Origin of the sequence: Streptomyces sp. AK010 (assembly GCF_014207295.1) — a bacterium.
Lineage (GTDB): Bacteria > Actinomycetota > Actinomycetes > Streptomycetales > Streptomycetaceae > Streptomyces > Streptomyces massasporeus.
In genome coordinates this window covers 15,220-33,062 of the sequence record NZ_JACHCX010000034.1, presented here as the reverse complement: position 1 = coordinate 33,062, position 17,843 = coordinate 15,220, and the positions used below count along the sequence as shown (strand labels likewise).

At 67.7% G+C, this 17,843-nt stretch carries 24 protein-coding genes; 23 read left to right on the top strand and 1 reads right to left on the bottom strand.

What is annotated here, in order from left to right; all coding sequences use genetic code 11:
* Positions 1–56: 56 nt before the first annotated feature.
* Both HDC93_RS35990 and HDC93_RS35985 read left to right on the top strand, forming a co-directional pair.
* Complete coding sequence (locus HDC93_RS35990) at positions 57–932, top strand: helix-turn-helix transcriptional regulator (protein ID WP_185014994.1); 876 nt, start codon at positions 57–59, stop codon at positions 930–932.
* Entirely contained in the window at positions 929–1,132 is a 204-nt protein-coding gene (locus tag HDC93_RS35985) for a DUF397 domain-containing protein (protein WP_185014993.1), read from the top strand. The genes HDC93_RS35990 and HDC93_RS35985 overlap by 4 nt, the downstream gene beginning before the upstream one ends.
* Here HDC93_RS35985 and HDC93_RS35980 read toward each other — a convergent pair.
* On the bottom strand, positions 1,129–2,523 hold the full coding sequence (locus HDC93_RS35980) for a S41 family peptidase (RefSeq protein WP_185014992.1): 1,395 nt from the start codon (positions 2,521–2,523) through the stop codon (positions 1,129–1,131). The two genes, HDC93_RS35985 and HDC93_RS35980, sit on opposite strands and share 4 nt — an antisense overlap.
* Positions 2,524–2,662: 139 nt before the next feature.
* Between HDC93_RS35980 and HDC93_RS39075 the strand changes: the two genes are divergently transcribed.
* The 21 genes from HDC93_RS39075 to rpsH all read left to right on the top strand — a co-directional run bounded on the left by HDC93_RS39075 (position 2,663) and on the right by rpsH (position 17,830).
* Positions 2,663–3,253: a hypothetical protein gene (locus HDC93_RS39075; RefSeq protein WP_260419969.1), complete on the top strand. Its 591-nt coding sequence runs from the start codon at positions 2,663–2,665 to the stop codon at positions 3,251–3,253.
* Positions 3,254–3,384: 131 nt separating this feature from the next.
* Positions 3,385–4,032: a hypothetical protein gene (locus HDC93_RS35970; RefSeq protein ID WP_185014991.1), complete on the top strand. Its 648-nt coding sequence runs from the start codon at positions 3,385–3,387 to the stop codon at positions 4,030–4,032.
* Positions 4,033–4,182: 150 nt separating this feature from the next.
* Positions 4,183–4,506 (top strand): hypothetical protein, encoded by a 324-nt coding sequence (locus HDC93_RS35965; protein WP_260419968.1) that lies wholly within the window; start codon positions 4,183–4,185, stop codon positions 4,504–4,506.
* Positions 4,507–4,663: 157 nt separating this feature from the next.
* Positions 4,664–9,127: a DUF6531 domain-containing protein gene (locus HDC93_RS35960; protein ID WP_260419967.1), complete on the top strand. Its 4,464-nt coding sequence runs from the start codon at positions 4,664–4,666 to the stop codon at positions 9,125–9,127.
* Positions 9,128–9,132: 5 nt separating this feature from the next.
* Positions 9,133–9,678 (top strand): hypothetical protein, encoded by a 546-nt coding sequence (locus HDC93_RS35955; protein WP_185014989.1) that lies wholly within the window; start codon positions 9,133–9,135, stop codon positions 9,676–9,678.
* 617 nt (positions 9,679–10,295) lie between these two features.
* Complete coding sequence (rpsJ, locus tag HDC93_RS35950; protein ID WP_003948644.1) at positions 10,296–10,604, top strand: 30S ribosomal protein S10; 309 nt, start codon at positions 10,296–10,298, stop codon at positions 10,602–10,604.
* Positions 10,605–10,621: 17 nt separating this feature from the next.
* Positions 10,622–11,266: a 50S ribosomal protein L3 gene (gene rplC / locus HDC93_RS35945; protein WP_030839681.1), complete on the top strand. Its 645-nt coding sequence runs from the start codon at positions 10,622–10,624 to the stop codon at positions 11,264–11,266.
* 7 nt (positions 11,267–11,273) lie between these two features.
* Positions 11,274–11,930: a 50S ribosomal protein L4 gene (rplD, locus tag HDC93_RS35940; RefSeq protein ID WP_184849007.1), complete on the top strand. Its 657-nt coding sequence runs from the start codon at positions 11,274–11,276 to the stop codon at positions 11,928–11,930.
* Positions 11,930–12,349, top strand: a complete 420-nt coding sequence (rplW, locus tag HDC93_RS35935; RefSeq protein WP_031105224.1) for a 50S ribosomal protein L23 — start codon at positions 11,930–11,932, stop codon at positions 12,347–12,349. The genes rplD and rplW overlap by 1 nt, the downstream gene beginning before the upstream one ends.
* Positions 12,350–12,389: 40 nt before the next feature.
* Positions 12,390–13,226, top strand: coding sequence for a 50S ribosomal protein L2 (gene rplB, locus HDC93_RS35930; RefSeq protein ID WP_030839671.1), 837 nt, complete (start codon positions 12,390–12,392; stop codon positions 13,224–13,226).
* Positions 13,227–13,238: 12 nt separating this feature from the next.
* A complete protein-coding gene (gene rpsS, locus HDC93_RS35925; RefSeq protein WP_003992359.1) occupies positions 13,239–13,520 on the top strand; it encodes a 30S ribosomal protein S19 in 282 nt (93 codons plus the stop codon).
* Positions 13,521–13,562: 42 nt separating this feature from the next.
* A complete protein-coding gene (gene rplV / locus HDC93_RS35920) occupies positions 13,563–13,910 on the top strand; it encodes a 50S ribosomal protein L22 (protein WP_030839668.1) in 348 nt (115 codons plus the stop codon).
* Positions 13,910–14,737: a 30S ribosomal protein S3 gene (gene rpsC, locus HDC93_RS35915; RefSeq protein ID WP_030839666.1), complete on the top strand. Its 828-nt coding sequence runs from the start codon at positions 13,910–13,912 to the stop codon at positions 14,735–14,737. Before rplV ends, rpsC begins: the two co-directional genes overlap by 1 nt.
* Before the next feature lie 5 nt (positions 14,738–14,742).
* Entirely contained in the window at positions 14,743–15,162 is a 420-nt protein-coding gene (gene rplP / locus HDC93_RS35910; RefSeq protein ID WP_003992362.1) for a 50S ribosomal protein L16, read from the top strand.
* The gene (rpmC, locus tag HDC93_RS35905; RefSeq protein WP_003974259.1) at positions 15,162–15,386 is read left to right on the top strand and encodes a 50S ribosomal protein L29; all 225 of its coding nucleotides are present in this window, start codon (positions 15,162–15,164) and stop codon (positions 15,384–15,386) included. Before rplP ends, rpmC begins: the two co-directional genes overlap by 1 nt.
* Entirely contained in the window at positions 15,386–15,673 is a 288-nt protein-coding gene (rpsQ, locus tag HDC93_RS35900) for a 30S ribosomal protein S17 (RefSeq protein WP_030839660.1), read from the top strand. Before rpmC ends, rpsQ begins: the two co-directional genes overlap by 1 nt.
* Before the next feature lie 102 nt (positions 15,674–15,775).
* Positions 15,776–16,144, top strand: coding sequence for a 50S ribosomal protein L14 (rplN, locus tag HDC93_RS35895; RefSeq protein WP_003992364.1), 369 nt, complete (start codon positions 15,776–15,778; stop codon positions 16,142–16,144).
* 2 nt (positions 16,145–16,146) lie between these two features.
* Complete coding sequence (rplX, locus tag HDC93_RS35890; RefSeq protein WP_003992365.1) at positions 16,147–16,470, top strand: 50S ribosomal protein L24; 324 nt, start codon at positions 16,147–16,149, stop codon at positions 16,468–16,470.
* Positions 16,470–17,027, top strand: coding sequence for a 50S ribosomal protein L5 (rplE, locus tag HDC93_RS35885; protein ID WP_030839657.1), 558 nt, complete (start codon positions 16,470–16,472; stop codon positions 17,025–17,027). Before rplX ends, rplE begins: the two co-directional genes overlap by 1 nt.
* 5 nt (positions 17,028–17,032) lie before the next feature.
* On the top strand, positions 17,033–17,218 hold the full coding sequence (locus HDC93_RS35880) for a type Z 30S ribosomal protein S14 (RefSeq protein ID WP_003948630.1): 186 nt from the start codon (positions 17,033–17,035) through the stop codon (positions 17,216–17,218).
* 213 nt (positions 17,219–17,431) lie between these two features.
* Positions 17,432–17,830 carry a 30S ribosomal protein S8 gene (gene rpsH / locus HDC93_RS35875; protein ID WP_030839654.1) on the top strand — a complete coding sequence of 133 codons (399 nt, stop codon included), beginning with the start codon at positions 17,432–17,434 and terminating at the stop codon, positions 17,828–17,830.
* Positions 17,831–17,843 lie beyond the last annotated feature (13 nt).

Here is a 17,843-nt window from a genome sequence, read left to right as displayed (position 1 = left end):
GCCGGGCGTACGGGTAGGGCGCTGGGCACGGTCGTACGGCGGCGGAAGGGTGCGGGATGACGGTCGAGGCGGACTCGGGACGGCTCAAGGGCGAGGCGGACGAGCCGGGTTGGGAGGTGGACCCGGACGACGAGTGGGGCGTCGCGGTCATCGCCACGGTCGGGCGGCAGCTGAAGCTGCGGCGTGAGGCGGTGGGGATGCGAGCCGCCGAGTTCGGGACGGCGGTCGGCTACGGCGAGGACATGGTCTACAAGATCGAGGGCGGGAAGCGGATTCCCCGGCAGGACTATCTGGTCAGGGCGGATGAGGTGCTGGGGGCGGGTGGGCTGATTGCGGCGGCTTGGGAGGACGTGAAGAGGGTTCGGTATCCCAAGAGCGTGCGGGCGCTCGCACAGTTGGAGGCCAGAGCGGTTGAGCTGGGGGTGTACGTCGGGCTGAGCATCCACGGGCTGTTGCAGACGCCGGAGCACGCCCGAGCCTTGTTCGAGGCGTGGCAGCCGCCGTACTCGGAGGAAGAGGTGGAGCACCTCGTCGCCGCGCGCATGGCCAGGAAGGTCATCTTCGAGCGTTCTCCTGCTCCGGCGCTCAGCTTCGTCCTGGAAGAGGCGACGCTGCGCCGACGGGTTGGAGGCACAATGGTGTGGCGTCAGCAGCTCGAACACCTGCTGGGGGTGGCCCGCTTGCGTAACGTCACGCTTCAGGTGATGCGGATGAGCTCGGGAGCCCATCCTGGGCTGGACGGCAGGATCGAGGTGTTGAAGTTCGCCGACGGCGCTGTGGTCGGTCGCTCCGACGGCGCGTTCAGTGGTCGGCCAACATCCGATCCGAAGCACCTGCGGATCCTTGAGCTGCGGTATGGCACCATCCGGGCGCAGGCTCTTACGCCGGGGGAGTCGCTGGCCTTCATCGAGCAAGTGCTGGGAGAAACATGATCCGCAAGGCTTCTGCCGAGGACGTCTCTGAACTGGTCTGGTTCAAAAGCAGTCACAGCGACGGCCCTGACGGCAACTCCTGCGTCGAGATCGCGATAGCACCCCACACCATCCACGTCCGCGACTCCAAGCACGCCACCCAGGGCCCCCGGCTCGCGCTGACGCCGGAGGCCTGGTCGGAGTTCCTGGCCTCCTTCTAGACGTCGTTCCTCAGGACGCTCACCGCGCGGTCGAAGGCCGAGTCGCGCTTCTTGGCGAACTCCTCCTTCGTGAAGACCGGTTCGGTCAGGTGGGGCGGGATGCCGGTGCCGTCGTAGGTACGGCCCGACCGGTTGAGGAACTCCTCGTTCGGGAGGATCGCCGTCATCCCGTTGGGCAGGTTGCGCATCATGACGTCGGAGAACACCCCCTGGGTCGGCTGCCCGACACGGACCGTGCCGCCCGGACGGTCGATCAGGGCCTGTGTGAAGGTCTCACCGGCGCTGACGGTCGTGCCCGAGGTCAGTACGGCGATGGGGCCGGTGTAGCGGGGCCCGTCGGCCGGTACGACCCGGATGGGCTCGGGGCGGGTGTGCCGGCCCTGGTCGGTCGGGTGGTTCCGGGCGCGCTTGGCGTAGGCGACGTAGGGCGTGTCCGTGAGCCGCTCGGCGATGTGGATGCCGAGGGCGTCGGAGCCGCCGCCGTTGATGCGCAGGTCGATGATCAGGCCCTTGAGCCGCCGGGTGCGCTCGGTGGTGAGGGTCGTGTCCAGGGCCTTGTCGAGTTCGGCGAGGTGGACGGGGTAGGGGGCGCCGTCAGGGGCGTAACCGGCGAAGCCGGAGATGCGGAGGTAGCCCTGGCCGGCGGCGCGGCCGGCCAGGTCGGCGTAGGTGATGCGGCCGTTGGCGAAGTCCTGGCGGTACGGGGCGTTCCTGAGGTCGCGTTCGGTGATGAACTTCTTGACCTTGGTGTCCAGTTCCTCGCTGGGCGGCTGGGTGCCCGGCCGGACCTGGGCGAAGACCTCATCCCCGTCCCGGACGGCGACATGAGCGTCGTAGAGGGGCCGCACCATGTCGCCGAAGATGCCGAAGAGTTCCTTGCGGGTGGTGTCCTGGTGCACCTTCGGCCGGTACCGGTCCCTCATGTCCTGCCAGTCGACGCCCTTCGCGGCGAAGAAGGGGTAGTTCTCGGCGAAGGAGTGCCAGAAGACGTCGAAGGCGGTGCGGGGGTCCTGCGGGGTGGGGCGGGTGCATTCGGCCGGCAGTTCCTGGATGCGCCGTAGCGAGCGCTGTCCGACCGAGGTCTCGTAGCCGAGGGTGGCGCGGTCCCTGCCGGGCCCGGGCCGGACGGTCAATGTGGTGCCGTCGGCGGTCGCGTACGTGCCGGGGCCGGTCCGCCGGGCACTGTCACCCTTGATGCAGCTGACGGATGTCGTCTGGAACTCCTGGAGGGTGTCGCCGTCGAGGGAGAGGACGGTGCCGTAGCCGTCCATGCGCCAGAGACCGTCGGTGCTCGGTTTGCCGGGGGTGACCGCGGTGGCCGGTGCTGCGGTTGCAGTTGCCGCTGCCGCGGCGAGGGCCAGGGTGATGGCGGTGGCTGTGATGGTGCGCATGGTGGGTTCCCCCGTGGTGTGGTCGTGTGCCACCACGGTGGCTGGGGGAGGGGAGGGCCGGCCATCCGGCGGGCTGGTGGACGGGGATGGGGGCTACCCCCCCGATTTGTGCCGCCCTGCCAGGTCGTAACACTGGAGCATGACTTCGGAACCGGCGCGCGACGAGCACATCGATCCCGGCGCCGACACGATCGGTGACCACCCCGACCTGGACGCGATCGAGGACCTGTGCTCGGGCTCGATCCCGGACGCCGTACTGGCCGCCAGGGCGAGGGAGACGGTGCCACGACTCGTGGCGGAGGTCAGGCGCCTGCGGTGGCTCGTCGAGTACGGGGCGTGTCCAACGGCGGGCACCACGGGGACGGAGTTCGTGCTCCCCCTCGACGAGGAGATGCTCGGCTACTTCCGCGAGATGGTGGACGTGCTGGTGGAGCGCCTCGGTGTCCCTCGTGCGGAGGCGGTCGCCAGGGTCAACGCGGCGTACGGGACGCGGCAGTGGGTCGCCCTGGACCTCCAGCTCATGGGGCACGAGCTGCCCGAGTACTGGGCCTACGGTCTGTACTACGGCCTGGACGCCCGGGGCCGCAGCCCGGTCGGGGACCCGGTCGCGGACGCGGACATCGACTTCGCCACGCTCCCTGTACGCCCGGCACCGCCGAGGGACTCGCCCTTCTGGACGGTGCAGGAGCAGGAGCGCAAGGTGCTCGGTGAGCCGGCCGAGAGCCCATGAGCTCCGCACCGGCCACTCCCATGGCTGTCGCGTGTCTCGTCTGTCTCCCGCCGTTGGCCGTGGTCGCGCCCGGCCCTCGCACGATGGGACGATGACCGGACTTGTGATCGAGTGAACGGGAGGCCGGCGTCATGGCCCGCTACATGGAGACCCTGACCGTCGAGCGCGGCGGTTTCCGGATCAAGGTGCCGGAGTCGTGGTGGGAGTTCGACGTACGGCCGGACTCGCGGGACGACTCGATCCGTCGGATGGTGAGCGAACGGGTGCGGCAGCGGCCGGAGTTGGAGCAGCACCGCGGCACCTACGTCGACTTCCTCCAGAAGGCCGCCGCGGACGCCTGGAAGTCGGGCGCGATGTACTGCGGCTGCATGGCGGAGAACTTCGGCGGGGACACGCCGATCACAGGTTCGGTGACCGTCTCGCTGGTGGGCGGCCGTAACGAGCGGGGCGAACCGCTGTCGAACGACCCCGCCGTCATCGCGGGCCAGCTCGCGGTCAAGGAGGCCAAGCGGGAGGGCGACTCCTGGCGGAAGGTCACGACGGTCGACATCCCCGGTGTCGGTCCGGCCGCGCGCACACAGGGCATCGAGGACATCGCCGTACCGGGTGACGCGCTCAACCGCACGATCCGGGCCGTGCTGATGCAGACGTACATCCCCGTGCCGGGGCAGGAGGGCAAGGTGGCCCTGGTCGCCGGCAGCAGCCAGGTCCTCGACCTCGCGGACTCCTTCTTCGACATCTTCGACGCGATCACGTCTACGTTCCGGTTCACGGGCTGATGTGTCGGTGTCTCGCGGGTGGGACTGGGAGAGCGGCGAGGGCCTGCTGAGGCTGGACGACCCGGGGGAGTGGGACGCGGCCTTCGAGCGCGGTGAAGAGCGTCTGGGGACGGCGGTGATCGGACTGCGTTCTACTGCACGCTGGCGGAGGTGTCTCCGCGGATCGTGAGGGCGATGCGGCTGCCGGACGCCAGTCAGCGCGGGTTCGCCTTCACAGCGGCGGGACACGCGGCCCGGCTCAACGGGGAGCTGACCCCGGAACTGTACGCGGCCCTGCGAGCCGAAGGCCCCGGCGGTTTCGCCGAGAACGCCATCGGGGACACGCTTTCTTTCGTGCCGTTCCGGAAGCTTCCGGCGTGGTTCAAGTGGCGGTGGGCGTATGAGGCGGTGCGGAACAAACTGGAAGCCTGGTGGCTGCGGTGTCTGTACGCCATCGAGGACACCCGGCGGGCCGTGCGAGGACGTCGCCCCTGAGGCGGATTTCGGGTAGTCCACACCATGAGCCCCGCCTTTCCCTCGAACGACTGTGCCTTGTAAGTTCACGTGTGCATACGGTTGTTGCTGCAGATGTGCGCGTGACGGGGGTTGCGGTATGGCGGGGCACAGGCCTTCGGACTGGCATGTCCTGGACTTGGACAAGGATCCGACGCCGGGTGATCCGCAGCGGGTGCGCACGCTCGCGAAGACTCTGCACGATTTCGCCGACGACGTGTCCGACGCGCTGCGTCTGGTCAAGGGCATGGCGGGGGAGGGCACGCTCCTGGAGTGGGCGGGCAAGTCGGCTGACGTCTTCAAGGAGGACTTCGCGGATGTCCCGAAGAACCTCAAGAAGCTGAAGAAGTCCTACGAGATGTGCGGGGACGCGCTGTCGGACTTCTGGCCGAAGCTGGAGCGTGCGCAGTCGCTGGCGGACAAGGCGTTGCGCAAGGGCCGTGAGGCGCGCGACACCCTGTCCTCCGCCCAGTCCCGTCTCGCCTCGGCGGACTCGTGGGTGACGCGGGCCGGCAAGGAGGCGGACAAGTACAAGGACGATCCCACCGGCAGCAAGTCGGACGCGGACAAGCCTGACGAAGCGAAGGTCCGCGCCGCCACCCGGGACGTCCAGCACGCCAAGTCGGCGCAGACAAAGGCCCAGTCGGACGTCTCCGACGCCCAGGACGCCCTCGCCGCCGCGAAGAAGATGGCCGAGGACGCGCGCAAGATGCGCGACGAGGCGTCCCGCGAGGCCAAGTCGAAGATCGACGAAGCCTCCGACGCCGGTATTCAGAACCGGTCGTGGTGGGAGGAGGTCGGCGACTGGTTCACCGACAACTGGGACACCATCGTCGCGGTCTGCAAGGTCGTCGTCGCGGTGGTCGGGATCGTCGCGATGATCATCGGTGGGCCGATCCTGGGCGCGATCGTGCTGATCGCCGCCGCAGTGGTCCTCGCTGACACGCTCTACAAATATTCCAAAGGCCAAGCGTCCCTGTGGGATGTGGGGTTGGCTGCGCTGGACTGCATACCGGGCATGAAGGGGCTGACCACGCTCGGCGGCCTGGCCAAGGGGCTGAAGGGCGGACTTGGGGCGCTGAAGGGGCTCAGGGGCGGCCTGAAGGGCATGGGGCTCGCTCTTCGTGGGCTGGGCAAGAACGCCCGAGGCATGCTCGCGGACGGTGCGAAGGGTGCCTACGACCGGCTCAAGAACGTCGTTCGTTCCAAGGGCAGCGACCCCATCGACATGGCTACCGGAACGATGTTCTTCCCGGACAGCGACATCACCTTGCCCGGCAGCCTGCCGCTGGCCCTCACCCGCCGGGCTGCTTCGGACTACCGCTGCGGCTGGTGGTTCGGCCCCTCCTGGGCCTCCACCATCGACCAACGTCTGGAAGTCGACGACAACGGGGTCGTGTTCGTCACCGAAGACGGGATGCTCCTCGCGTATGCGCATCCGACCGGCCCTCGGCACCCCGTGCTGCCCGAGACGGGTCCTCGTTTCCCTCTCATCGGCCTCGCTGACGGCTCGTATCAAATCGAAGACCCTCTTGCGGGTGTGATTCGGCGCTTCGGTGCGCCTCGGGACGGCATCGCACTCCTGCAGCGGATTTCCGACCGGAACGGCGACGCGATCGACTTCGAGTACGCGGGCGACGGGACCCCCCTCGCCATCCGGCACTCCGGCGGATATCACCTCCGGATAACCGTCGACGAGGGGCGCGTCACGGCCCTTCGCCTGGCCGGAGCGGGCGAGGACGGCTCGGACGTCGCGTTGCGCCGATACGAATACTTGGACGGTTGCCTCACCGCTGTCGTCAACGCGGCCGGCCATGCGATGAGGATGACGTACGACGCCAGGTACCGCATCACGTCCTGGACCGACCGCAACGGCCGCAGCTACTCCTACACATACGACGCCCAGGACCGCTGCGTGGCTGAAGGTGGTGAGGCAGGGCACCTCAGCCTCACGCTGGACTTCGATGGAACGGACCCCGCCTGGCCAGGCAACAGGATCACCGCTGTCACCACCTCCGACGGCGCTGCCACCAGGTATGTCGTCAACGGCAGTTGCCAGATTGTCGCCGAGATCGATCCGCTCGGCGGCACAACCCGCAGTGCCTGGGACGAGCACCACCACCTGACGGCCTGGACGGATGAACTGGGCAACACCACCCACCGGAGCTACGACAGCTTCGGCCGTCTCCTGACCGTCGTGCGTCCCGACGGCACGACGGTCGGTGTCGAGTACAACGCCCAGGGCGACCCCATCGCCGTGACCCGGCCGGACGGACACGTGCTGCGCCGCGAGTACGACGCCCGGGGCAACTGCGTGATGATCGTCAAACCGGGGGGCTCCACAACCCGTTACACCTACGACGAGGCCGGGCACCTTGATTCTGTCACCAACCCCTTGGGACAGATAACCCGTGTGAGGTGCGATGCCGCCGGACTGGCAGAACGCGTCTGTGACCCCTCGGGCGGTGTCACCCGCTACGACCACGACGCCTTCGGCCGCGTCACGAGGGTGACCGACCCGCTGGGTCGTACAACCCTGATGATCTGGGGCGTGGACGGTGAACTGCTGCGTCGGACCGTCCCGGACGGGGCGGCCGAAGGGTGGACCTACGACGGTGAGGGCAACCGGACCAGCCACACCGATGCCGTGGGCGCGGTCACCCGCTTCGAGTACACCTACTTCAATCTGCTCGCGTCACGCACCTCGCCCGACGGCGTCCGCCACGAATTCGCTTACGACCCCTCGTTGCGACTGGTCCGTGTAAGCCGCCCGGACGAACGGCACTGGGAATACCGTTACGACATCGCGGGACGGCTGGTCGCGGAGACCGATTTCGACGGCCGGACCCAGATGTACCGACACGACGCGAGGGGCCAGGTCATCGAGCGCGTCAATGCGCTCGGCCAGACCGTCCGCATGACCCGGGACGTGTTCGGGCGGATGATCGGCAAGGACGCGGACGGCGCAGTCAGCACGTATACCTATGACCTCAACGACCGGCTGGTCGGAGCTGAGGGCCAGGATGCGACCGTGACGTTGCTGCGAGACCTCGAAGGGCGCACGATTGCGGAGACGGTCAACGGCAGGACCAGCACCTTCACCTACGACGCCGCGGGGCGGCCCCTCAGCCGCACCACCCCCACCGGGGCAACCAGCGCATGGGCCTACGACGACCGTGGTGACCGTTCCTGGTGCCGCACCGCAGGCCGCACCCTCGCCTGCGACCGCGACGCGGCGGGGCAACTGCTGTCCATCAGCGTGAACGACGCCCTGTCGCTGACGCACGCGTACGACGACGGAGGGCGAGTCAGCGCGCAGGTCGTCCGTAGCACTGCAGGCGGCACGATACTCGACCGCGCCTACCACTACCGCGCCGACGGACACCTCGTCGGGGTCGACGGCCCCGCCGGTGAGCACAGGACCTTCGAGCTGGACCGGGCCGGGCGCACCACTGTCGTCCGGGCCGAACGCTGGACGGAGTCGTACGCGTACGGCGATGACGGGGCGCAGACACAGGCAGCATGGCCGAGCCAGCACCCCGGTCAGGAAGCCGTCGGCCGACGAGAGAGCGTGGGAACCCGGCTGGTCCGGGCCGGCGACACTCGCTACCAGTACGACCCACAGGGGCGGGTGGTGGGGCGATGGCGCGCCCGCCTGTCACGCAAGCCGGAGACATGGGCGTACACGTGGGACGCGGAGGACCGCCTGGTCGGCGTCCGCACACCGGACGGCACGCCGTGGCGTTACCGGTACGACCCGATGGGCCGCCGCATCGCCAAGCAGCGGCTGGGCGCGGACGGTGCCACCGTGGTAGAGCAGACGGACTTCACCTGGGACGGCGCCATGCTTGTCGAACAGGTCACGACCAGCCCCGGCCAACCGCACGACGTGGCGCTGACCTGGGACTACGACGGAGCACGCCCCCTCACCCAGACAGAGCGTCTCCTCACCGCTTCCCGGGAAGAGATCGATACACGGTTCTTCGCCATCGTCACCGACCTCGCGGGAGCTCCCACCGAACTGGTCGGCGAGGACGGCAACGTGGCCTGGCAGGCGAGGAGCACGCTGTGGGGTGTCACCGCCTGGACGGGCGGGAGCAGCGCGTATACACCGCTGCGCTTGCCCGGCCAGTGCTACGACCCCGAGAGCGGCCTGCACTACAACTTCCACCGCTACTACGACCCCGAGACGGCCCGCTACATCACTGCCGACCCGCTCGGACTGGGCCCCTCCCCCAACCCCTTCCTCTACTTCCTCGATCCCCAGCTCTCGGCGGATCTGTACGGGCTCTACGAGATCGGAAAGCCGGACGCCGCGAGCCAGGCGGGTAATCTGCCCATGATCGCGGACAAGATCGCCGCACACGGCGACATCAAGAAACGTGGCATTCCGGGGGTCGACGACCTGGACGTGCCGGAGTACCTGGAAGACATGCTGACCGGCTCGCAGGGACTGCGCATGCGCAGCACTCCGTCCGGTATCCCCCGCTTCGCATGGTGGGACGACGCGACCGGGACGATGCTGATCCGCGAGGGTGACAATGGGACCTTCATGCAGCCCGACGGTGGCTACGAGTACTTCTTGAAACAGCTGAAGGAGTGAGCGGTTTGGCAAGCGCAGCCGGGCACGGTCGGTCTCGACGGGGCAAGCCGCGGCCACCCCGCGACGTCTTCTGGGCCGCCCCCGACAGCCGGGACGCGTGGGGCGAGCTCTCCCCGCCCGTCCTGGAGGCGATCGCCCGGTGTGATGCGGAGCGGCTGGAGGTGGAGCGGTCGCGCGTCGCACCCCACCTACGGGAAAAGATCACGAGCCCCGCGTACTCGGTCGCCGACCGCTTCGCCTCCTGGGAACGCCTGGTGCGCCGGATGGAGCCCGGCTGGTGGAGCGACGAGTTCTACCCCATCAGCGCCTACGACAACGACCTCGACTCCCGGGACGCCCTGGACGAGGTGATACGTGCGCTGCCGACGGAGGCGCGCGAGGGTGCGCTCGGGCAGCTGCTCGCGCGGCTGGACGCCCGCTTCCGCGCCGCCACCGTCCCGGACCCGGAGCGTTCACTTCGCCCCTGGGTGCGCCCGACGAACGCGAGGCCGGAAGAGGAACTCGGCGAGTGGTGGAAGCGCAAGCCGGTGCGCGTTCCCTGGGCCGAGTGATCTGTTCAATCAGGAGAAGACGCGCGTCCCGAAAGAAGGGCGGCCGGCCCGGACCGCCTTCGGGCCGCTCGGGGGAGCGGTGGAGATCCGGCCGGAGTCCGACGCACCCGGCTGGGTGAAGGCCGGCTGTCGGGCCACGACGCAGAACTGGAGCGGCTCCTGGAAGGGGAGAGGCCCGGACCGGTCCGGCCTTGGGTTTGACCCAAGTCCCCCCCGGGGTATTCTCCTCGGCTCGATTGGCGTCGGCCCTGCCCCATATGGCAGACTGTCCGAGTTGCTCGGTCGAGTGTTGATGCTGCGCGCCTCCCGCCGGGGGGACCGGAAGCGAGTCCCGCAGTACTCGTCGCCCTAACTGCCATCACGGCAGCGCTGGGGCGGACGTACGGGAATCTTCCGGGAAGTGTCAGCGCGGCACCGACCAGGCACCCGGTGGGCCTTCGCCCCCGGCCTGCGGTTCCGGAAGGGCCGTGCGCATTCCCAGCAGGGGTGTTCGAACAAGGGACATCCGTGTCAGCGGAAGAGCGACACGCCCGACCGCGTGGGTCGGAGGAACGAAGGCAGCAAAGGGAATCCACCGGGTTCCAGAGCGTGAGAAGAGACAGGACTACTGAGTAGCCATGGCGGGACAGAAGATCCGCATCCGGCTCAAGGCCTATGACCACGAGGTCATCGACTCTTCGGCGAAGAAGATCGTCGAGACGGTGACGCGCACTGGTGCGTCGGTCGCAGGCCCGGTGCCGCTGCCCACTGAGAAGAACGTGTACTGCGTCATCAAGTCGCCGCACAAGTACAAGGACTCGCGCGAGCACTTCGAGATGCGCACGCACAAGCGCCTGATCGACATCCTCGACCCGACCCCCAAGACCGTTGACTCTCTGATGCGACTCGACCTCCCGGCCGGTGTCGACATCGAGATCAAGCTCTGAAGGCCGGTGATCTGAGAATGGCTAAGCAGATCAAGGGCATCCTGGGCGAGAAGCTCGGCATGACGCAGGTGTGGGACGCGAACAACCGTGTTGTTCCGGTCACCGTCGTCAAGGCCGGCCCCAACGTCGTCACCCAGGTCCGCACGAACGACGTCGACGGCTACGAGTCCGTCCAGATCGCGTTCGGCGAGATCGACCCGCGCAAGGTGAACAAGCCCCTCAAGGGCCACTTCGCCAAGGCCGACGTCACTCCCCGCCGCCACCTCGTCGAGATCCGTACCGCTGACGCCAGCGAGTACACCCTCGGCCAGGAGATCACCGCTGAGGTGTTCGAGGCCGGCCTCAAGGTCGACGTGACCGGCAAGAGCAAGGGCAAGGGCTTCGCCGGTGTCATGAAGCGTCACAACTTCAAGGGCCTCGGCGCCGGACACGGCACCCAGCGCAAGCACCGCTCGCCCGGTTCCATCGGTGGCTGCGCCACCCCGGGCCGCGTGTTCAAGGGCCTCCGCATGGCGGGTCGCATGGGCAACGAGCGTGTCACCACCCAGAACCTGACCGTCCACGCCGTTGACGCGGAGAAGGGTCTGCTGCTCATCAAGGGCGCGGTTCCCGGTCCGAACGGCGGCCTCGTCCTGGTCCGCACCGCGGCCAAGGGGGCCTGAGGTACCGATGAGCACTGTTGACATCCTTTCGCCTGCCGGCGAGAAGACCGGTAGCGTCGAGCTCCCCGCGGAGATCTTCGGCGTGGAGAAGATCAGCATCCCGCTGATCCACCAGGTCGTCGTCGCGCAGAACGCCGCTGCCCGTCAGGGCACGCACAAGACCAAGACCCGCGGCGAGGTTCGCGGTGGCGGCAAGAAGCCGTACCGCCAGAAGGGCACCGGCCGCGCCCGCCAGGGTTCGACCCGTGCGCCGCAGTTCGCCGGCGGTGGCGTCGTCCACGGCCCGCAGCCGCGTGACTACTCGCAGCGGACCCCGAAGAAGATGAAGGCCGCGGCCCTGCGCCACGCCCTCACCGACCGGGCCCGCCACAACCGCATCCACGTCGTCTCCGGCGTGGTCGAGGGCGAGACCCCCTCCACCAAGGCCGCCAAGTCGCTGTTCGGCAAGATCTCGGAGCGCAAGAACCTGCTCCTGGTCGTCGACCGCGCCGACGAGGCCGCGTGGCTGTCCGCCCGCAACCTGCCCCAGATCCACATCCTGGAGCCGGGCCAGCTGAACACGTACGACGTTCTCGTCTCGGACGACGTGGTCTTCACCAAGGCCGCCTTCGAGTCCTTCGTGTCCGGCCCGAAGGCCAATGACACCGAAGGGAGCGAGGTCTGATGGCTATCCGTCACCCCGCTATCGCCTCCAAGGCGGCGAAGAAGGCCAAGGCCGCGCGCGTCGCCAAGGCGCGCCGCCACGCCGCCGAGGGCAAGAACACCGTCGAGACCCCGCTGAGCAAGTCCTTCACGGACCCCCGTGACGTGCTGCTCAAGCCGGTCGTCTCCGAGAAGAGCTACGCGCTTCTCGACGAGGGCAAGTACACGTTCGTCGTGGACCCGAGCGCCAACAAGACCCAGATCAAGCAGGCCGTCCAGGCGGTCTTCTCGGTCAAGGTCACCGGGGTCAACACGATCAACCGCCAGGGCAAGCGCAAGCGGACCCGCACCGGCTTCGGCCAGCGCGCGTCCACCAAGCGCGCGATCGTGACCCTCGCTGAGGGCGACCGTATCGACATCTTCGGCGGTCCGACCGCCTGAGGGCGGTCCGGATCGTCCGATATCGGACGAGGACTGAGAAATGGGAATCCGCAAGTACAAGCCGACTACGCCGGGCCGTCGCGGCTCCAGCGTCGCCGACTTCGTCGAGGTCACGCGGTCCACGCCGGAGAAGTCGTTGGTCCGCCCCCTGCACAGCAAGGGTGGCCGTAACAACTCCGGTCGTGTGACCGTCCGCCACCAGGGCGGTGGCCACAAGCGCGCCTACCGCGTGATCGACTTCCGTCGTCACGACAAGGACGGCGTGCCGGCGAAGGTCGCGCACATCGAGTACGACCCCAACCGCACCGCGCGCATCGCGCTGCTGCACTACGCCGACGGCGAGAAGCGCTACATCCTCGCCCCGCGCAACCTGCAGCAGGGTGACCGCGTCGAGAACGGTCCCGGGGCCGACATCAAGCCGGGCAACAACCTTGCCCTGCGCAACATCCCGGTCGGTACCACGCTGCACGCCATCGAGCTGCGTCCGGGCGGCGGTGCGAAGTTCGCCCGCTCCGCCGGCGCCTCGGTGCAGCTGCTCGCGAAGGAGGGCTCGATGGCCCACCTCCGCATGCCGTCCGGTGAGATCCGCCTGGTCGACCAGCGCTGCCGCGCCACGGTCGGCGAGGTGGGCAACGCCGAGCAGAGCAACATCAACTGGGGTAAGGCGGGCCGTAAGCGCTGGCTGGGCGTTCGCCCGACCGTGCGTGGTGTGGTCATGAACCCGGTGGACCACCCGCACGGTGGTGGCGAAGGCCGTACCTCGGGTGGTCGTCACCCGGTGTCCCCCTGGGGCAAGAAGGAAGGCCGTACTCGTTCGCCCAAGAAGGCGTCGAACAAGTACATCGTCCGCCGCCGCAAGACGAACAAGAAGCGCTAAGGACGGGTTGAGATGCCTCGTAGCTTGAAGAAGGGGCCCTTCGTCGACGACCACCTGATCAAGAAGGTGGACGCCCAGAACGAAGCCGGCACCAAGAACGTCATCAAGACCTGGTCCCGTCGCTCCATGATCGTGCCGGCCATGCTCGGCCACACGCTCGCGGTGCACAACGGCAAGACCCACATTCCGGTGTTCGTCACCGAGTCGATGGTCGGCCACAAGCTCGGCGAGTTCTCGCCGACGCGCACCTTCCGGGGTCACGTCAAGGACGACCGGAAGTCGAAGCGCCGCTAAGCGCGGGGTGGAATGACCATGACAGACACTGGAAGGACAACCATGGAAGCCAGGGCCCAGGCGCGGTACATCCGCGTCACGCCCATGAAGGCCCGCCGCGTGGTGGACCTCATCCGTGGCCTGAACGCCACGGAGGCTCAGGCGGTCCTGCGTTTCGCCCCGCAGGCCGCGAGCCAGCCGGTCGGCAAGGTGCTTGACAGCGCCATCGCCAACGCCGCGCACAACTACGACCACACCGATGTCGACAGCCTCTTCGTCTCCGAGGCCTACGTCGACGAGGGTCCGACCCTGAAGCGGTTCCGGCCGCGCGCCCAGGGCCGTGCCTACCGGATCCGCAAGCGGACCAGCCACATCACCGTGGTCGTCAGCAGCAAGGAAGGAACCCGGTAATGGGCCAGAAGGTAAACCCGCACGGGTTCCGGCTCGGTGTCACGACCGACTTCAAGTCGCGTTGGTACGCCGACAAGCTGTACAAGGACTACGTCAAGGAAGACGTCGCCATCCGTCGGATGATGACGTCCGGCATGGAGCGCGCCGGCATCTCCAAGGTCGAGATCGAGCGCACCCGTGACCGCGTGCGTGTGGACATCCACACCGCTCGTCCGGGCATCGTCATCGGCCGCCGCGGCGCCGAGGCCGACCGCATCCGCGGTGACCTCGAGAAGCTCACCGGCAAGCAGGTCCAGCTGAACATCCTCGAGGTCAAGAACCCCGAGACCGACGCTCAGCTGGTTGCCCAGGCCGTCGCCGAGCAGCTCTCCTCCCGCGTCTCCTTCCGCCGCGCCATGCGTAAGAGCATGCAGTCGGCGATGAAGGCCGGCGCCAAGGGCATCAAGATCCAGTGCGGTGGCCGCCTCGGTGGCGCCGAGATGTCCCGCTCGGAGTTCTACCGCGAGGGCCGCGTGCCCCTGCACACGCTCCGCGCGAACGTGGACTACGGCTTCTTCGAGGCCAAGACGACCTTCGGCCGCATCGGCGTGAAGGTCTGGATCTACAAGGGCGACGTCAAGAACATCGCCGAGGTCCGCGCCGAGAACGCTGCGGCCCGTGCGGGTAACCGCCCGGCCCGTGGTGGCGCCGACCGCCCGGCCCGTGGTGGCCGCGGTGGCGAGCGTGGCGGGCGCGGTCGTAAGCCGCAGCAGGCTGCCGGCGCCGAGGCCCCCAAGGCTGAGGCTCCCGCCGCCGCTCCGGCTGAGAGCACCGGAACGGAGGCCTGACCGTCATGCTGATCCCCCGTAGGGTCAAGCACCGCAAGCAGCACCACCCCAAGCGCAACGGCATGTCCAAGGGTGGCACGCAGGTTGCGTTCGGCGAGTACGGCATCCAGGCGCTGACCCCGGCCTACGTGACGAACCGCCAGATCGAGGCGGCTCGTATCGCGATGACCCGCCACATCAAGCGTGGCGGCAAGGTCTGGATCAACATCTACCCGGACCGCCCCCTCACCAAGAAGCCCGCCGAGACCCGCATGGGTTCGGGTAAGGGTTCTCCTGAGTGGTGGATCGCCAACGTCAAGCCCGGACGTGTGATGTTCGAGCTGTCGTACCCCAACGAGAAGATCGCGCGCGAGGCCCTGACCCGTGCGGCTCACAAGCTGCCGATGAAGTGCAAGATCGTCAAGCGCGAGGCAGGTGAAGCGTGATGTCGGCCGGTACCAAGGCGTCTGAGCTGCGCGAGCTGGGCAACGAGGAGCTTCTCGCGAAGCTTCGCGAGGCCAAGGAAGAGCTGTTCAACCTCCGCTTCCAGGCGGCGACGGGTCAGCTCGAGAACCACGGTCGGCTCAAGGCCGTCCGCAAGGACATCGCGCGGATCTACACCCTGATGCGTGAGCGCGAGCTGGGCATCGAGACGGTGGAGAGCGCCTGATGAGCGAGAGCAACGTGACTGAAGAGACCAAGACGGACCGCGGTTTCCGCAAGACCCGCGAGGGCCTGGTCGTCAGCGACAAGATGGACAAGACCGTCGTCGTCGCCGTCGAGGACCGCGTCAAGCACGCGCTGTACGGCAAGGTCATCCGTCGTACGAGCAAGCTCAAGGCCCACGACGAGCAGAACGCCGCGGGTGTCGGCGACCGTGTCCTCCTCATGGAGACCCGGCCGCTGTCCGCGACCAAGCGCTGGCGCGTCGTCGAGATCCTCGAGAAGGCCAAGTAATCCCTCCTAGGGGGACCCCCTAGGCATCGTTCCGCCAGGCTCGGGGTGGGTGTGCAACGTGCGCACCCGCCCCGGGAACCGGCAGACAATCAGGAGATAGACGTGATCCAGCAGGAGTCGCGACTGCGTGTCGCCGACAACACTGGTGCGAAGGAGATCCTTTGCATCCGTGTGCTCGGCGGCTCCGGTCGCCGCTACGCGGGTATCGGTGACGTCATCGTCGCCACCGTCAAGGACGCGATCCCCGGCGGCAACGTGAAGAAGGGTGACGTCATCAAGGCGGTCATCGTTCGCACCGTCAAGGAGCGCCGCCGTCCGGACGGCTCGTACATCCGCTTCGACGAGAACGCCGCCGTCATTCTCAAGAACGACGGCGACCCTCGTGGCACCCGTATCTTCGGCCCGGTCGGCCGGGAGCTGCGCGAGAAGAAGTTCATGAAGATCATCTCCCTCGCGCCGGAGGTGCTGTGAGCATGAAGATCAAGAAGGGCGACCTGGTTCAGGTCATCACCGGTAAGGACAAGGGCAAGCAGGGCAAGGTCATCGCGGCCTTCCCCCGCGAGGACCGCGTCCTGGTCGAGGGTGTCAACCGGGTCAAGAAGCACACCAAGGCCGGTCCGACGGCTCGCGGTTCGCAGGCCGGCGGCATCGTCACCACCGAGGCGCCGATCCACGTCTCCAACGTCCAGCTGGTCGTGGAGAAGGACGGCAACAAGGTCGTGACCCGCGTCGGTTACCGCTTCGACGACGAAGGCAACAAGATCCGCGTTGCCAAGCGGACGGGTGAGGACATCTGATGACGACCACCACCAGCCCGCGTCTGAAGCAGAAGTACCGTGAGGAGATCACGGGCAAGCTGCGTGACGAGTTCAAGTACGAGAACGTCATGCAGATCCCCGGTCTCGTCAAGATCGTGGTCAACATGGGTGTGGGCGACGCCGCCCGCGACTCCAAGCTGATCGAGGGCGCCATCCGCGACCTCACCACGATCACCGGTCAGAAGCCGGCCGTCACCAAGGCCCGCAAGTCCATCGCGCAGTTCAAGCTGCGTGAGGGCCAGCCGATCGGTGCCCACGTCACGCTCCGTGGCGACCGCATGTGGGAGTTCCTGGACCGCACCCTGTCGCTCGCGCTGCCGCGCATCCGCGACTTCCGCGGCCTGTCCCCCAAGCAGTTCGACGGCCGTGGCAACTACACCTTCGGTCTCACGGAGCAGGTCATGTTCCACGAGATCGACCAGGACAAGATCGACCGCACCCGGGGTATGGACATCACCGTGGTGACCACGGCGACCAACGACGCTGAGGGCCGCGCGCTCCTTCGTCACCTCGGCTTCCCCTTCAAGGAGGCGTGAGCGAGATGGCGAAGAAGGCTCTGATCGCTAAGGCTGCTCGCAAGCCCAAGTTCGGTGTGCGTGGCTACACCCGCTGCCAGCGCTGCGGCCGCCCGCACTCCGTGTACCGCAAGTTCGGCCTCTGCCGCGTGTGCCTTCGTGAGATGGCTCACCGTGGCGAGCTGCCGGGCGTGACCAAGAGCTCCTGGTAATCCCCCGAATAGGGGATTCGCAGGGCTCTCGGTAAGCATCTGGGGCGGCAGGACGCCCAGCCCACATGCCTTAGGCTTGTGGGGTTGGGCGTCTGCCGCCGCCCTTACGACTTACTACGCCGTAGGTCCACCGCGCCGCACCCGTCCCGTCTCGGATCGGGGAGAGGGATGGCGCACCAGGAAACCCCGGCGAGAGAGGCCACAGGCCAATTCATGACCATGACTGATCCGATCGCAGACATGCTGACGCGTCTGCGGAACGCGAACTCGGCGTACCACGACTCCGTGACGATGCCGGCGTCCAAGATCAAGTCGCACATCGCGGAGATCCTCCAGCAGGAGGGCTTCATCACGGGCTGGAAGGTCGAGGACGCCGAGGTCGGCAAGAACCTCGTCCTGGAGCTGAAGTTCGGCCCCAACCGTGAGCGCTCCATCGCGGGCATCAAGCGGATCTCCAAGCCCGGTCTCCGGGTGTACGCGAAGTCCACCAACCTGCCGAAGGTTCTGGGCGGCCTGGGCGTGGCCATCATCTCCACGTCGCACGGGCTCCTGACCGACAAGCAGGCGCAGAAGAAGGGCGTGGGTGGGGAAGTCCTCGCCTACGTCTGGTAATTCGGGAACGGAG

What these genes read in the sequence shown, in the direction of transcription:
- HDC93_RS35990 (WP_185014994.1), top strand. Translation starts at nt 57, where the DNA reads ATGACGGTCGAGGCGGACTCGGGACGGCTCAAGGGCGAGGCGGACGAG.
- HDC93_RS35985 (WP_185014993.1), top strand. Translation starts at nt 929, where the DNA reads ATGATCCGCAAGGCTTCTGCCGAGGACGTCTCTGAACTGGTCTGGTTC.
- HDC93_RS35980 (WP_185014992.1), bottom strand. Translation starts at nt 2,523, where the DNA reads ATGCGCACCATCACAGCCACCGCCATCACCCTGGCCCTCGCCGCGGCA.
- HDC93_RS39075 (WP_260419969.1), top strand. Translation starts at nt 2,663, where the DNA reads ATGACTTCGGAACCGGCGCGCGACGAGCACATCGATCCCGGCGCCGAC.
- HDC93_RS35970 (WP_185014991.1), top strand. Translation starts at nt 3,385, where the DNA reads ATGGCCCGCTACATGGAGACCCTGACCGTCGAGCGCGGCGGTTTCCGG.
- rpsJ (WP_003948644.1), top strand. Translation starts at nt 10,296, where the DNA reads ATGGCGGGACAGAAGATCCGCATCCGGCTCAAGGCCTATGACCACGAG.
- rplC (WP_030839681.1), top strand. Translation starts at nt 10,622, where the DNA reads ATGGCTAAGCAGATCAAGGGCATCCTGGGCGAGAAGCTCGGCATGACG.
- rplD (WP_184849007.1), top strand. Translation starts at nt 11,274, where the DNA reads ATGAGCACTGTTGACATCCTTTCGCCTGCCGGCGAGAAGACCGGTAGC.
- rplW (WP_031105224.1), top strand. Translation starts at nt 11,930, where the DNA reads ATGGCTATCCGTCACCCCGCTATCGCCTCCAAGGCGGCGAAGAAGGCC.
- rplB (WP_030839671.1), top strand. Translation starts at nt 12,390, where the DNA reads ATGGGAATCCGCAAGTACAAGCCGACTACGCCGGGCCGTCGCGGCTCC.
- rpsS (WP_003992359.1), top strand. Translation starts at nt 13,239, where the DNA reads ATGCCTCGTAGCTTGAAGAAGGGGCCCTTCGTCGACGACCACCTGATC.
- rplV (WP_030839668.1), top strand. Translation starts at nt 13,563, where the DNA reads ATGGAAGCCAGGGCCCAGGCGCGGTACATCCGCGTCACGCCCATGAAG.
- rpsC (WP_030839666.1), top strand. Translation starts at nt 13,910, where the DNA reads ATGGGCCAGAAGGTAAACCCGCACGGGTTCCGGCTCGGTGTCACGACC.
- rplP (WP_003992362.1), top strand. Translation starts at nt 14,743, where the DNA reads ATGCTGATCCCCCGTAGGGTCAAGCACCGCAAGCAGCACCACCCCAAG.
- rpmC (WP_003974259.1), top strand. Translation starts at nt 15,162, where the DNA reads ATGTCGGCCGGTACCAAGGCGTCTGAGCTGCGCGAGCTGGGCAACGAG.
- rpsQ (WP_030839660.1), top strand. Translation starts at nt 15,386, where the DNA reads ATGAGCGAGAGCAACGTGACTGAAGAGACCAAGACGGACCGCGGTTTC.
- rplX (WP_003992365.1), top strand. Translation starts at nt 16,147, where the DNA reads ATGAAGATCAAGAAGGGCGACCTGGTTCAGGTCATCACCGGTAAGGAC.
- rplE (WP_030839657.1), top strand. Translation starts at nt 16,470, where the DNA reads ATGACGACCACCACCAGCCCGCGTCTGAAGCAGAAGTACCGTGAGGAG.
- HDC93_RS35880 (WP_003948630.1), top strand. Translation starts at nt 17,033, where the DNA reads ATGGCGAAGAAGGCTCTGATCGCTAAGGCTGCTCGCAAGCCCAAGTTC.
- rpsH (WP_030839654.1), top strand. Translation starts at nt 17,432, where the DNA reads ATGACCATGACTGATCCGATCGCAGACATGCTGACGCGTCTGCGGAAC.